The organism is Chryseobacterium sp. ON_d1, from assembly GCF_006829085.1.
In the GTDB taxonomy this organism is placed as follows: domain Bacteria; phylum Bacteroidota; class Bacteroidia; order Flavobacteriales; family Weeksellaceae; genus Chryseobacterium.
Window position 1 is genome coordinate 460,277 of the sequence record NZ_BJTC01000001.1, and the last position, 14,987, is coordinate 475,263.

11 protein-coding genes are annotated in these 14,987 nt (G+C 38.1%); 9 read left to right on the forward strand and 2 right to left on the reverse strand.

All coding sequences use genetic code 11. The features are described 5' to 3' along the window. The first annotated feature begins 37 nt into the window (after window positions 1–37). From CRS_RS01985 to CRS_RS02005, 5 genes are all read left to right on the forward strand, one after another. A complete protein-coding gene (locus tag CRS_RS01985) occupies window positions 38–970 on the forward strand; it encodes a phytanoyl-CoA dioxygenase family protein (protein ID WP_142722407.1) in 933 nt (310 codons plus the stop codon). A gap of 91 nt (window positions 971–1,061) precedes the next feature. Then, on the forward strand, window positions 1,062–2,234 hold the full coding sequence (locus CRS_RS01990; protein ID WP_142722408.1) for a hypothetical protein: 1,173 nt from the start codon (window positions 1,062–1,064) through the stop codon (window positions 2,232–2,234). A 24-nt stretch (window positions 2,235–2,258) separates the two neighbouring features. Beyond that, entirely contained in the window at window positions 2,259–2,771 is a 513-nt protein-coding gene (locus CRS_RS01995) for a hypothetical protein (RefSeq protein WP_142722409.1), read from the forward strand. A gap of 17 nt (window positions 2,772–2,788) precedes the next feature. Next, window positions 2,789–3,400: an inorganic pyrophosphatase gene (locus CRS_RS02000; protein ID WP_142722410.1), complete on the forward strand. Its 612-nt coding sequence runs from the start codon at window positions 2,789–2,791 to the stop codon at window positions 3,398–3,400. Window positions 3,401–3,646: 246 nt separating this feature from the next. Next, window positions 3,647–6,376, forward strand: a complete 2,730-nt coding sequence (locus tag CRS_RS02005; protein ID WP_142722411.1) for a sodium-translocating pyrophosphatase — start codon at window positions 3,647–3,649, stop codon at window positions 6,374–6,376. Between the two features lie 150 nt (window positions 6,377–6,526). On the opposite strand, the gene CRS_RS02010 is transcribed toward CRS_RS02005, so the two are convergent. Continuing rightward, complete coding sequence (locus CRS_RS02010; protein ID WP_142722412.1) at window positions 6,527–7,666, reverse strand: aminotransferase class I/II-fold pyridoxal phosphate-dependent enzyme; 1,140 nt, start codon at window positions 7,664–7,666, stop codon at window positions 6,527–6,529. Between the two features lie 160 nt (window positions 7,667–7,826). Between CRS_RS02010 and CRS_RS02015 the strand changes: the two genes are divergently transcribed. The 4 genes from CRS_RS02015 (at window position 7,827) to CRS_RS02030 (ending at window position 11,121) form a co-directional block, all read left to right on the forward strand. Then, window positions 7,827–8,867 (forward strand): M28 family metallopeptidase, encoded by a 1,041-nt coding sequence (locus CRS_RS02015; protein WP_142722413.1) that lies wholly within the window; start codon window positions 7,827–7,829, stop codon window positions 8,865–8,867. A gap of 50 nt (window positions 8,868–8,917) precedes the next feature. Next, window positions 8,918–9,280, forward strand: a complete 363-nt coding sequence (locus tag CRS_RS02020; protein ID WP_142722414.1) for a glyoxalase — start codon at window positions 8,918–8,920, stop codon at window positions 9,278–9,280. Between the two features lie 9 nt (window positions 9,281–9,289). Then, a complete protein-coding gene (locus CRS_RS02025) occupies window positions 9,290–9,790 on the forward strand; it encodes an endonuclease V (protein WP_142722415.1) in 501 nt (166 codons plus the stop codon). 155 nt (window positions 9,791–9,945) lie between these two features. Next, a complete protein-coding gene (locus CRS_RS02030) occupies window positions 9,946–11,121 on the forward strand; it encodes an acetyl-CoA C-acyltransferase (RefSeq protein WP_142722416.1) in 1,176 nt (391 codons plus the stop codon). Window positions 11,122–11,527: 406 nt separating this feature from the next. Here the strand turns inward: CRS_RS02030 and CRS_RS02035 are convergent, their stop codons facing one another. Beyond that, complete coding sequence (locus CRS_RS02035; RefSeq protein ID WP_142722417.1) at window positions 11,528–14,869, reverse strand: DEAD/DEAH box helicase; 3,342 nt, start codon at window positions 14,867–14,869, stop codon at window positions 11,528–11,530. Between the last annotated feature and the right edge of the window lie 118 nt (window positions 14,870–14,987).

Below are 14,987 nucleotides of genomic sequence, written 5' to 3' on the forward strand. Positions count from 1 at the left end.
TATTCCGTAACTTTATAAAATCCTTAGCAAAACAGTTATGTTACAACAGATTCGTCAGTACAAACTCTCCTATATGCTTTATAACCTTTTTAAAAAGAGCAAGTTAAAGCATAATATTCCACTGTATAAAAAATACGGAATCAATAAAAGCTATTTTTCAAGCATTTCAAGTAAGGATTTTGCCCATCTGCCTGCCAGTGAAAGAAAAGTAGACTATACAAAGCTTACGGAAACCCCCTTTTTTAAGAAGCTGTCTGAAGAAAATAAAGCAAGCGCTCTTCAATATGACGATAACGGGTATATGATTCTCAGGAATTACCTTACTCCGGAGACAGCAGATCAGATCAATATGGAAATTGATAAACTGATGAAAGATGGAACTTTGAAGTTCATTTATGGCGGAAAACTGATGTTTGCCATCCATCATTCAGAAATCATTAAAAATATAGGGAGTGACAGAGAGCTGTTAGACTTTTTATCTGTTTTACTGGATGGTAAATCCAAACTTTTCCAAAGCATAAATTTCATTAACGGGAGCCAGCAGAAAACACATTCTGACAGCATTCACATGACAACCTACCCATTGGGAGGTTTACTGGGAGTCTGGATTGCGCTGGAGGATGTGGATGAAACAAACGGAGCTTTACATTATATTCCTAAAAGCCATAAACTTCCATATTTCCTGAATTCGGATTATGATAATGAAGGAACTGCCTTAAAAATTGGCAAAAAAAGTTACAGGGCTTACGAGACTTTCCTTGAAGACAAAGTAAAAGAGCTGGGATTAAAAAAAGAGATTTTTAAAGCTAAAAAAGGCGATCTGCTGATATGGCATGCCAATATTCTTCATGGTGGTGAACCTCATACCGATAAAAACAGAACCCGTAAAAGTCTTGTGTACCATTTCTTTGATGAAAACAGTGTATGCTATCACGAAGTAACCCAAAGACCGGCCCTGTTTGAACTTTAATCTAAGCTGATTCCTTAAGGTATAAAAGCTTTTATAAGAATGCAGATTTAAAAAGATAGTTTTTTTACATTTGTGTCCTTATATATCATGTATGAAAAAAAGGAATATTCTTGTTTTTATATTTTCCATCTATGTATGCATTATGTCATACTACCTGTATACCCACCAGTATTACAATACGGATATGGAAGCATACATGGGACTGATTTATAAAACGGAATATCCCGAAATGAAAATTGAAGAGATTCACCGGAAAGTCTATGCTGAACTGAGAGAAAAGAATCCTGATTTCGCCGGGTTAGGTCCTGTGAATCCCATGGCTGAGGAAGTTGCTGAAGGAGAGCGTACCTATTATAAAATATTATCAGAAAATCCTAAAGCCTATGAAGAAGAACTGCAGCTTTTTGTGGTAAAACCTTTCTATAATTTCATTAATTGGCTATTCTTTAAACTGGGATTCAGTGCCTCTGCTTCTACTTTTTTAATTTCAATAATTTCCTATGCCCTGATTATCATCCTGATTTTCAGTTTTCTGATCAGGATTTTGAAAAATTATCCCCTGGCATTGATCATAACAATTCTAATCTCTCTGTTCAAACCTCTTTTAGAATCAAGCAGGCATGCTTCTGCAGATTCTTTATCTTGCCTGCTTCTGCTTTTAAGTTTTTATGCATTTTCTGTTAAAAAGCATTTTTTTTCAGCTGGTATATTTGCCATGCTATGCGTACTGACCAGGCCGGAGTATTTTATTCTCTATTCATTTCTGTATGCACTGATCTATCTTTATAAAAACAAACTTCAGATTAAGACCGTTCCAATACTGATCTCTTACGGATATCTTTTTCTTTCCTTCTTCCTGATACAGGCTTTTAACCAGGTCTCATGGTCCACACTTTTTATGAATCAGTTTACCAAAGTTCAGATTTATCCTGTGTCGCAGCCTGATCCGTTCTTATTGTCAGACTATATTCATTTTATTAAAAGCAAAGTGATGCTGGAGTTCAATGCTTCATATTTTCCTCTTCTGCTGATTTTTATTGTGGTTATTCTGGCCAACCGTTTTTCATTCAGGGACAAAAAAAATCAGGCTCAGGTCTTATTTTTTGCTGCTATTTATGCTACAGTCATGTTGAGATTTCTGGTTTTTCCCTCCCTGGTCAACAGGATGATGCTGGGCTTTTATCTCATCATTATGCTTGCATTGATCTATATACAGAATTCTAAAGTGGATATCTTTAAAAACTCTTTAGAAGACGGAAAATAATTAGTAATTTTGCAGTCTAAAATTATGATGAATCTTTCAGGATATCTACCGTATGCATTTGCATTAATTATTGCAATTCCTTTTTTGGTTTTGCTACGACAATTTGTACATTCATACATTACCCTTAAAAATCAGGAAATCAAACTGCTTAGTGTGAAATCAAATTCAGAGAACAAAGCACATTCCTATGAAAGAATGACTCTGTTTCTGGACAGAATAAAGCCTTCAAACCTTATTCAGAGATTTGATAGAGAACTGGCTGTTCATGAGTTTATTTTCCTTACAGAAAAAGCAATCCATGAAGAATTCGAATATAACTCTTCACAGCAGCTTTACATCACAAAAAATTCATGGAAGAATATTGTAGATTCTAAAAATGCAATCATCGAACTGCTTCACAAGACCTATGACGGATTGAAAGGAGAGGTCCAGCTGGATGAATTCAAAACGATTTTCATCATGAACTATATGGAAGGCAACGACTATATTGCTGAAACCATAGAAGATTTAAGAAAAGAAATTTTAATAATAACTTAAAAAATAACAGATAAATAATGATTCCAAATTTTAAAGCACATCCATGGCACGGAATTTCTGCAGGGGAAGATGCGCCAAATGTTGTAAATGTATTTGTGGAAATTGTTCCTTCAGATACTATTAAATATGAAGTAGATAAAGAAACAGGATATTTAAAGGTAGACAGGCCGCAGAAATTTTCTAATATTATCCCGGCTTTATATGGTTTTGTTCCAAGAACATACTGTGATAATGAGGTGATGAAGCTTGCTGTAGAAGCCGGAGCTGATGATGTGACTATGGGAGACCATGACCCGCTTGATATCTGTGTTTTAAGTTCTCACAATATCCATGCCGGAGGTCTATTGATGGAAGCTATTCCAATCGGTGGCTTCAAAATGATCGACGGGGGAGAAGCTGATGACAAGATCGTTGCAGTAATGATCAATGACCATGCTTTCGGACACTTCAGAGATATTGCTGAATTACCAGAAGCGGAAGTAAAAAGATTAATGCACTATTTCCTTACATACAAAAACCTACCGGATGAACCGGCAAAATGTAGAATTCAGGAAGTTTACGGTGCAGAACATGCAAGAAAAGTGATTAAAGCTTCTCAAATAGATTATGCAGATAAATTCGGAGGATAAGATCTTCTTAATTCAATACCAAAAAAGGATAGACAGCCGTTGTCTATCCTTTTTTATGATATAACCGTCAATTTTCCAGTCATTTTCAGGACTTTTTTCAATAATTTTAATCATAATGATTCTTATACAGTCATATTGTTTTTTTCTGATTTTCAGCCCGTAAAAACAGAACTGTTATATTTTTTAATGCTTTGCTGGTAATTATTTATTATATTTAATTTTCTATTACCAAAAAAATATTAAACTATGGATCTATTTGTGTTAGTGCCAATTTTTGGTGTCGTAGCTTTGATTTATACATTTCTTCAGAGCAACTGGGTCAATAAACAGAATGCCGGAAATGAAAAAATGAAAACAATCAGCGGGCATATTGCAGACGGTGCAATGGCTTTTCTAAAGGCTGAATACAAAATCTTAACGTACTTTGTCGTAGTGGTCGCCATTTTACTGGCAGTAATGGGATCCAGCAATGCCAACTCTCACTGGAGTATCGGAATTGCCTTCGTGGTAGGAGCCATATTTTCAGCATCCGCAGGCTTTATCGGGATGAAAATCGCTACCAAAGCCAATGTAAGGACTGCGGAAGCGGCAAGAACTTCACTTTCAAAAGCTCTTAAAGTATCTTTTACCGGTGGTTCAGTAATGGGAATGGGAGTTGCAGGGCTGGCTGTTTTAGGACTGGGAGCGCTGTTTCTGATTATTAAGCAGATTTTTGCTCCGGATGCTACCGTAGATTCTCACGAAATGGAACGAACCATAGAAATTCTTACCGGATTTTCTCTCGGAGCAGAGTCTATAGCCCTTTTTGCAAGAGTAGGAGGTGGTATTTATACAAAAGCGGCTGATGTAGGGGCCGATCTTGTAGGAAAAGTAGAAGCCGGGATTCCGGAAGACGACCCAAGAAATCCTGCAACAATTGCAGATAACGTAGGAGATAACGTAGGAGATGTCGCCGGAATGGGAGCCGATCTTTTCGGATCATATGTTGCTACAGTGCTTGCCACTATGGTTTTAGGAAGAGAAACTGTTTCTGATGATGCCTTCGGAGGTTTTGCCCCGATTCTTTTACCCATGCTGATTGCAGGAACAGGAATTATATTTTCAATGATTGGAACTTTATTTGTAAAAATTAATGATAATGAAGGCTCATCAACATCCAGCGTACAGAACGCGCTGAATCTTGGAAACTGGGGCAGTATCGTTATTACTGCCATTGCATCATATTTCCTGGTAACCTATATTCTTCCCGAAAAAATGGTTTTGAGAGGCCACGAGTTTACTAAAATGGGAGTATTCGGTGCGATCATGGTAGGATTGGTTGTGGGAACTTTAATGAGTATTATCACAGAATATTATACGGCTATGGGAAAAAGACCGGTTTCCAGTATTGTGAGACAGTCTTCTACAGGACACGCAACCAACATTATCGGAGGGTTATCCGTTGGTATGGAGTCTACCTTGCTTCCGATTATTGTATTGGCTGGAGGTATTTATGGTTCCTATCTCTGTGCAGGCCTTTACGGAGTTGCAATTGCAGCGGCAGGTATGATGGCTACTACAGCTATGCAGCTGGCTATCGATGCCTTCGGGCCTATTGCAGATAATGCAGGGGGTATTGCTGAAATGAGTGAGCTTCCTAAAGAAGTACGTGAAAAAACAGATATCCTGGATGCCGTAGGGAATACAACGGCAGCTACCGGAAAAGGATTTGCCATTGCTTCAGCCGCTTTGACCGCCTTAGCCTTATTTGCGGCCTTCGTAGGAATTGCAGGGATTGATGGTATTGACATTTACAGAGCAGATGTTCTGGCAGGGCTGTTTGTTGGCGGAATGATTCCCTTTATCTTTTCATCTTTGGCCATTACAGCGGTTGGACAGGCTGCAATGGCAATGGTAGAAGAAGTAAGAAGGCAGTTTCGGGAAATTCCGGGAATTTTAGAGGGAAAAGCGCAGCCGGAATATGAAAAATGCGTGGCTATTTCCACCGATGCCTCTATCAGAAAAATGATGTTACCTGGAGCTATTGCTATCATTTCACCTTTACTGATCGGATTTATTTTCGGACCTGAAGTACTGGGAGGATTCTTGGCAGGAGCTACAGTTTGTGGTGTTTTGATGGGAATGTTTCAGAACAATGCAGGGGGTGCATGGGATAATGCTAAAAAATCATTTGAAAAAGGAGTGGATATCAACGGGCAGACTTATTATAAAGGTTCAGAACCTCATAAAGCATCGGTAACAGGAGATACTGTTGGAGATCCGTTTAAAGATACATCTGGCCCGTCGATGAATATCCTGATCAAATTAATGTCAATCGTTTCCTTAGTGATTGCACCTACTTTAGCAGTATTGCATAAAGATAAAATTGAGGCAAACAGAAAAGCAAAGATTGAAAGTCTTACCAGAGTATCCGCAAATGCCACTGTAGTTGCAGATTCTAATGCAGCTCAGGTTGTTCCGGGTCAGGTTCAGGGACACCTTAATGAAAACGGAGACTTTGTATACGAAACAGGCAATATCCAGAAAATAAAACTGGATGGAGGAAAAACAATTGCTATAGGAGACGGAAGCCAGCTTTATCAGCTATATAACGCTGTTAAACAAAAAGATAAATCTGTTTTAGATCCTAATAAGTGGTATACCATTGAAAACCTTTATTTTGAAACAGGCTCAAGCGATTTAAAACCAGGTTATGAACTTCAGTTAAACACCTTGGCTGAAATTTTAAATGCGTATCCTGATCTGAAAATAAAATTAGGAGGCTATACCGATAACAGTGGAAATGAAGAAAGCAATCTTCAGTTATCCAGCCTAAGGGCACAAACCGCTAAGCTTAAATTACTTGAGCTGGGAGTTTCAGCAGACAGAATAGAAGCTGAAGGATATGGATCTCAACATCCGGTATGTGAAGCTAATGACACTGATGAATGTAAAGCAAAAAACAGAAGAATTGATGTAAGAGTTTTAGCGCTCTAAAATCAATGTAAAAATACTGAAAAGCATCGCTCTGGCGGTGCTTTTTTCATATCTATTCTGGTTAAGTTAAAAAACATGGAAAAGAAAATTCCTACAATCATCTGTAAAAATCTGGGTAATCTAATCTGTGGGAAAAGCCATGTAGGAAAATTAAAGATTCTTTTTCAGATGCTCTAATGCCTGGATAATCAGTTCATCTTTTTTAGCAAAACTGAACCTGACGTAATCCGAATTCTGTCTTGCATTATAAAAAGCAGAAAGTGGGAGGCAGGATACCTTTTTCTCAACGGTAAGCCATCTCGAAAATTCTACATCTGTCATGCTTTTGGAAACACTTCTGAAATTGACGATCTGGAAAACGCTTCCTTCTGTTTGGTGCTCAATCTGTAGAGAAGTTTCCTGCAACAGATTATTGAAAATATCCCTTTTTTTCTGCATGACTTTTTTGTTGCGATCCGGCTCGAACACATTAAGATACATAGCTACTGCATATTGAGCCGGAGCATTGACACTGTAAGAGATATATTGCTGATGGCAACGGAATTTTGCTGTCAAAGCTTCAGGAGCAAGTATATAACTGACTTTCCATCCGGAAGTATGGAACATTTTTCCAAAAGAAAAAATACAAAATGTCTTCTCTCTAAGCTCAGGATGAATGAAAGAACTGTAATGATCGGTCTCATCGTAGCAGTAAGTGTCATATATTTCTTCGGAAACCAGATAAATATCCCGGTTTTTAATCATTTCATACAGCTGATGCCAGTCTTCCTTTTTCCATACTTTTCCGGTGGGATTCTGGGGAGAATTGACAATGATGGCTTTTGTTTTTTCAGTAATGCAGTTTTTAAAACGGTCCCAGCAGATACTGAAATCGTTTTCAAGATCATAATAGACAGGAATTCCTCCATTCATCACAACCGCAGGTCCATAGGTGTAATAAGATGGCTGAATGATAATAACCTCATCGTTCTGATTAAGAATTGATTTGAGGGAAGTATATAAAGCAAAGGTTGCACAAGGTACAACAGTGATTTCGTCAGCCGTAATGATAATTTTATGGATTCGTTTCGCGTTGAAATGAATAATACTTTCAATCAGGAGAGGATTTCCGGCAAGAGGCTCATAATGATAGGTAGCCTTTTCTGCAGCTTCTTTTAAAAAAAATGTCAGACGTTCATCAATATCGAAATCGGGAAGTCCCAGAGAAAGATCATAGCTTCCGTGTTTGGCTGCCAGTTCAGACATTTCTGTAAAAAAAGAGTAATGAGTAAATCCGTAAATTTCATCCATCTATTTTGTATTTTCATCAAATATAATAAAATTCTAATATCAAATTATATTTGAAACTGATATGCTGTTAAATTTATAACGAAGAGTTTTTTAAATTGTCAGATTCACTAACCAGATTATGATTCGATAAAAATTGTTATTTTTAAGAAATTTATTCTTTATGAGAAAAATACTTATCCCGTTATTGGCAATGGCGTTAGTGACCAGTTGCGGAACGGCAAAAATATCTGATGGGAACGCGTCCCATCCTGTTTCTAAGAAGCATGATAAAGCATTTAACAAGGCATATGAGGCCATTAATGCAGAAGACCTGAAGAAAAACCTTTATGTAATAGCAGCAGATGATATGGAGGGGCGGGACACCGGAAGCAAAGGGCAGAAAAAGGCGGGTGAGTATATCGTTAATTACTATAAAAATCTGGGTATTTCAGCACCTAAGGTATTAAATTCTTACTATCAGAAAGTTCCGTCTGACTTCATGAAAAAAAGAGGGGGAGGTAATCTTCCTGATTCCGAAAACATTCTGGCCTTTATCGAAGGAAGTGAAAAACCGGAAGAAATTGTTGTCGTTTCTGCACACTATGATCATGTAGGAACAAAAAACGGAGTGGTATACAACGGAGCAGACGATGATGGAAGCGGAACGGTTGCCGTAATGGAAATTGCCAAAGCATTCCAGCAGGCTAAAAAATCAGGAAAAGGACCTAAGAGATCTGTCTTATTCCTTCATGTTACCGGAGAAGAGCACGGGTTATTTGGTTCTGAATATTATTCTGAAAATCCTGTTTTCCCGTTAGCCAATACCGTTGTAGACCTTAATATTGATATGATTGGGCGTGATGATCCTGCCAACCGGGGAAAACAGTATGTGTATGTAATTGGCTCTGACATGCTGAGTTCTCAGCTTAAAGTAATCAATGAAGCGGCGAATAAAAGAACCAATAACCTGGAATTGAATTACAAATATGATGATTTGAATGACCCTGAGCAGCTCTACTACCGCTCAGACCATTATAATTTTGCCAAGCATAATATTCCGGTAGCCTTTTTCTTTGATGGTATTCATGAAGATTATCACAAACCGACAGATGATCCTGAAAAGATTGATTACCAGTTGCTGGAAAAAAGAACCCAGCTTATTTTTACCACAGCTTGGGATATTGCCAACCGGGAAGAGAGACTCACGGTCGACAGAAAATAATCACCCGTTTTATTTCAGAGAGGAATTGAGTGGGGAAAAATACAAATACTATGACGCCAACATTAAAATCCATCAGACCTTTTATCGGGGCTCAGAACTTTGAGATCAGCAGAAGCTTTTACAGGGATCTGGGATTTGAAGAAGTTGTTCTGGAACAAAAGCTATCCCTATTTATAAGAGAAGAAACAGGTTTTTATCTTCAGGATTATTATACAAAGGACTGGGTTGACAATACCATGATTTTTGTAGAAGTTGCCAGCACAGATGATTTCTGGATCGAACTATTGTCTTTGGGACTTACAGACAAATATGAAAATGTAAAGCTGACCCCCGTAAGAACAATGGATTGGGGAAAAGAATGTTTTGTACATGACCCGTCAGGGGTTTTATGGCATTTCGGTGAATTTTTTTAAGAATAAAATATGATTTACGCGTTTGATACTTACTATTATGAGGATTATGCCAATACGGTATGTATTGCATTTGATGACTGGACATCTGAAAAAGAAGTGGAAACTTTTATAGAGCAAACACCTGTGGGGTCGGAGTATGAAAGCGGAGCCTTTTACAAGAGAGAATTACCCTGCATTTTAAGTCTGCTGAAAAAAATAGCATTAAGACCCGAAGATATTATTATTGTTGACGGATATGTCACTTTGGATAATGACGGAAAGATCGGTTTAGGAGGACATCTTTACGAAGCATTGGAAATCAAATGTCCTATTGTTGGAGTTGCAAAAAATGAATTTACAACTCCGGATTCCCAGCGTAGAAGCGTATTCCGTGGGGAAAGCAAAACCCCGCTTTTTGTTACTGCCAGGGGAATTGATGTGGATGAAGCCAAAGGAATGCTGGAAAAAATGCATGGTACTTACAGAATACCCACACTGTTAAAGAAACTGGATCAGTTGAGCAGATCATAAAAATTGAAGTCTTACCCTAAAAAGTAAGATTTTTTTTTCTTTACTAATATACCAACCGGTATATTTTTATTATATTTGTTGTATTCCTTCTAAAAATGAAAGGGCTTTTTTTTAATGATAAATATACCGATCGGTATTTTGTAAAAATAAAATCTATGAAAGAAGTATTTATAACAGCAGTAAAACGGACACCTGTTGGTGGTTTTATGGGAAGTCTGTCTGGATTTACAGCCTCTCAGTTGGGGGCTACAGCAATAAAGAATACATATGAAAGTATCGGACTTTCTCCGGAGTATGTAGACAGTGTTTATATGGGAAATGTATTGAGTGCAGGCCTTGGGCAATCGCCGGCAAGACAGGCTGCAATTTTTGCAGGAATTCCGGTTGACAAAGATGCTTCAACCATCAATAAAGTTTGTGCATCCGGAATGAAATCAGCCATGATTGGCGCCCAGCAGATCCAGCTTGGAGTAGATAATATCGTTATGACAGGAGGAATGGAAAGTATGAGCAATGTCCCTCACTATGTTAAGCTCCGACAGGGAACAAAACTTGGGGACACCCGTCTTACAGATGGTCTTATAAAAGATGGTTTGTGGGATGTATACAATGATTTCCATATGGGCAGTGCAGCCGAATTGGGTGTGAAAAAGTATGGATTAACCAGAAAACAGCTTGATGAATATGCTTTGTTTTCATATCAAAGAGCTCAGGAGGCTACCAAAAAAGGAAAGTTTAACAATGAATTGATCCAGATAACAGTTGAAGGAAAAAAAGGAACAACAATTGTTGATCAGGATGAAGATATTGATAAGCTCATTCCTGAGAAAATAGCACTGCTGAAACCTGCATTTGAAGCAGATGGAACTTTGACCGCTGCTAATTCCAGTAATCTGAATGACGGAGCCGCAGCATTGCTGTTAGCATCTAAAGAAGCCCTGGAACGTCATCACCTGAATCCGTTGGCAAGGATCGTTGCGTATGCAGACGCAGCCCAGGCTCCGGAGTGGTTTACCACTTCTCCTTCTGTAGCGATTCAGAAAATTCTGAAACACACGGGGCTTGCTTTATCTGATATTGATTTTTTCGAAATAAATGAAGCCTATTCCTCAGTAATTTTATCCAACCAGCAAATTCTCGGCTATGATCTCAGTAAAGTGAACGTATATGGTGGAGCCGTTGCTTTGGGACATCCTATTGGCGCTTCAGGAGCAAGAATCGTTACCACTCTCGTCAATGTACTTCGTCAGGAAAAAGGAAGATACGGTATAGCTGCCATCTGTAATGGAGGAGGAGGAGCTTCTGCAATTCTTATTGAAAATATGAGCTAAACAGTTTAATACTTAGATTACTATTATATAGAGCAGACCTTTCTTGAATCAATTCAGGATGGGTCTGTTTATTTATATTGTATTGGTTATCTGCTGTTAAATATATTTTTTCTAATCATATGAAGTTATTTTTCATTGGATGATAAATATCATTGCATTATTATTTTTATTAATTCTAAATAAATATAAATTTGCCTCAGGAAAAATAAATAATCATTTTTAAAGCATTCTTCAGTAACGCAGCAAGGAATTCAGAAAAAATAGTACAGCAGACACATCATATCTAAATCATATCCATATCAATTTTTGTTTTTTAATCGACAGGCCTTTTACCCTGTCGGTTTTTATTTTTAAAAAACTGTAAATAACTCATCTGTTTTATAAGCCATAAATAAAGAAATGTATATTATGAGCTGGATTCAAGCAGATCCATGAGGTCCTGTTTAGACAGCCCCTGAAGTTTTTTTCCATCAGTGGTAAGCAGATGCTGAGCCAGGATTTTTTTCTTTTTCTGAAGGGTAAGAATTTTTTCTTCCACGGTATTGGAACAGATCATTCTTACAGCAATTACATTTTTGGTCTGTCCTATACGGTAGCTGCGGTCGATAGCCTGATTTTCTGCTGCAGGATTCCACCAGGGGTCCACCAGATAAATATAGTCTGCCTGAGTAAGATTGAGACCTACACCGCCAGCCTTTAAACTGATCAGAAATACACGGATATTTTCATTGTTCTGAAAATTAGCTACTTTTTCTCCTCTGTCTTTCGTCTGTCCTGTCAGATATTCAAACTCAATATTGTGACGTTCCAGCCCAGTTTTTATAAGATCCAGCATTCCGACAAACTGGGAGAAAACAAGGATTTTATGATCTTTTGATTTTCCCAGGATCTGTTCTGTTAAAATTTCGATTTTAACTGCATTTTCACCGGAATATCCCTCTTTCATCAAAACAGGCGAATTACAGATCTGTCTGAGCCTGGTAAGACCTGTAAGGACATGCATACTGTTTTTGTTCAGGTCATCATCATCGTTGGCTGCAATGAATTCGCGAAGTTCTTTTTCATAGGCATCGTAGATTTTACGCTGTTCCGTATTCATTTCACAGTAAATCACGGTTTCAGTTTTATCCGGGAGCTCTCTGGCTACTTGTTTCTTGGTTCTTCTGAGGATAAATGGCTTAATCTTTTGCTGAAGCTCTAACGCACGTTTACTGTACTCAAATTTATCGATAGGAACCGCATAGATATCTTTGAAATACTGTTTGCTTCCCAGCAGCCCGGGACACGCAAAAGAAAGCTGGCTGTAAAGGTCAAAAGTACTGTTTTCGACAGGAGTACCGGTCAGTACAATTCTGTTTCTCGATTGAAGAAGGCGTGCTGCTTTATATCTTTCTGAATTGGGGTTTTTAATAATCTGTGACTCATCCAGAAAAACATAATTAAAATTAAAGTTTTTTAAAAACCGGATGTCTGAAAGGAGCATCCCGTACGTAGTAAGGACAACTTCATAATCAGCCATATGAGCCGTTGTTTTAGGCCTGTCTGCACCATAATGAAGGAGAACTTTTACCGAAGGGGCAAACTTTCTGATCTCTTCCTGCCAGTTGAACAGCAGAGAAGTGGGAACTACAATCAGATTGGTGGTATGTCCTCTTTTTTCCCTCTGTGAAAGAATAAAAGCTATGATCTGAATGGTTTTTCCAAGTCCCATATCATCGGCAAGGCATCCGCCGAAGTTGAAATCATCCAGAAAGTTGAGCCAGTTAAGCCCGTCATGCTGGTAATCCCTGAGCTTGGCATTCAGATCATAAGGAACAGCGACTTCCGGAATGTTCTTTACTTTTGAAAACTTTGCAGAATAGGAGTTGAGTTCTTCCTGAACTTCTTTGCTCAGAACTTCTTTTTCAAACAGGGATGTCACCTCGGTAAAATTGATTTTTGGAATCTTTAAAAGTTCTTCATCAATTTCTCCTGCCCTGAAATAAGCGGAGATCTTTTCCATCCATTCTTCAGGGAGAATTCCCAGGCTGCCATCATCCAGCTGGACAAATTTGCTTTTATTTCGGATGGACCGGTGGAGTTGTTTCAATGAAGCTTCTTTAGGTCCAAATCCTACCTTTAATTTGGCATTAAACCAATCCAGTCCGCTGGTAATCTGAATATTGATTTTAGCCCGGTGAGCATTTAGTTTATTGTTTTTTAGCTCGTTAAAGCCAAGGATGATTACTCCTTCATTTCTCCAGATCTCAAACGTATCAAGAAACCAGTTGTTATCCAGGAACTTATCTCTGTGAAGGTAAAAATACTGATAGCCTCCCATCTGTTCTTCAAAATCAGGGTGCTGCTGCATAACCAAAGAGGTAAAGCGGGCTTCTGCAGATTCATTTCTTTCTATTTTAAATGGGTTTCCGTTCTGATCAGTATCAAAGATCTGCTTTCTGGAATACACGGGAATTTCTACATCTCCATACTTCATAACGGGTGTGATTCCTATATAATTTTCCTGCTGACGGAGATAAATTACTTTTTCAACTTGATAATTCTTATCTTCAAGCTGTGCTTTTGTTGCGGGTTGTATATAGCTGTAATTGATATGGATACGTTCCTCTATAGAAGAGAGGATATTCTGCGTAAATGCTTCGTATTTAGAAGAATGGACCAGCAAAATCTCATTGTTGGCCTTAAAGAACCTGATGATTTTAAGCATGTCCGAATCATATACAAAGCTGAAAGTGTTACGGTTATAGACAAAATATTCATTTCTGAGAATGACATTGCCAAATGGTATGGAAATATCATTAAACTGCAGTTCTCCGGTTATTTCATAAAACGGATCTTTCTTAAATACAGTTAATTGAATCTCGGCATCTAAAGTGTTTAATTCAACCAGGGAAAGTGACTTTGCGGAAACCGTTTCTGCGATTTCCCGGTTATGATAATACACATCCAGTTTCAGAGGGTTCTGTACAATAAGCTTTAAAGCTTCCAGTTCTGATGGGTTGTAGTCTTCATTATAATTGTTCTGAAATGCAGCAATAGCTGTATAAAATTTGATTTCCGCAGGTTTTTCAGCTTTCCAAATCAGCTGCATGGCATCAACCGGGTTTACCGGATTTTTGATCTTTCCTGACTGTGTTGTTTCTGCCTCCATCAGTGAGAAGGTCAGGTGATTGTAATACCGGTGTTTACCCATCACCAACAGTTGTTTTTTGCCGGTTTCGAGGACAGCCAGTTTGTCCAGTTTAGAAGGATGCTGGGGAAGGAGATCTCTTTTTAAAATGACATCATCCACAGGAAGCATTTCCTTGATTCTGGGCAGGATCTCAATTTTCCCATCAGTATATTTCAGCTCAAAATACAGATCCAGATCCGGCTCGCTTTCCAGACCATAACCTTTTGCTTTGAGAAGCAATGCCTTTTTACGGAAAATATCATCGAAAAAAAGGCGGTAATTTTTATCTTCTAAGATACAATGGATAATTTCCGCCTGATGGGAACAAAGCTGATCTTTTTCATTGTCACAGGTACAAGAGCATAACAATGAGCTGCCGACCCTGCTTATACTAACCATAGGAAAATCCTGTAGTGAAGATTGCCTGGTAAATATTCCTGAATTGTTTTCGATAGCAACAGGATAAATATCGCGGAAATCCCTGATCCCGATAAATGCACTGTCTGAGGTATGTTTCAGCAGGTCGTATACGGAAAGTGTACTGATATTGACGTTGTCAAGAATATATTCTGCCATAAAATTGATAAAACAAACTTACAAAAAACAAATCTATTTCAACATCCGTTTTGGCTACAGCTTACCCCATTTTGGCAACTTCCGGATTTCTCCCAATGCAGAACTTTGTCATGTAATT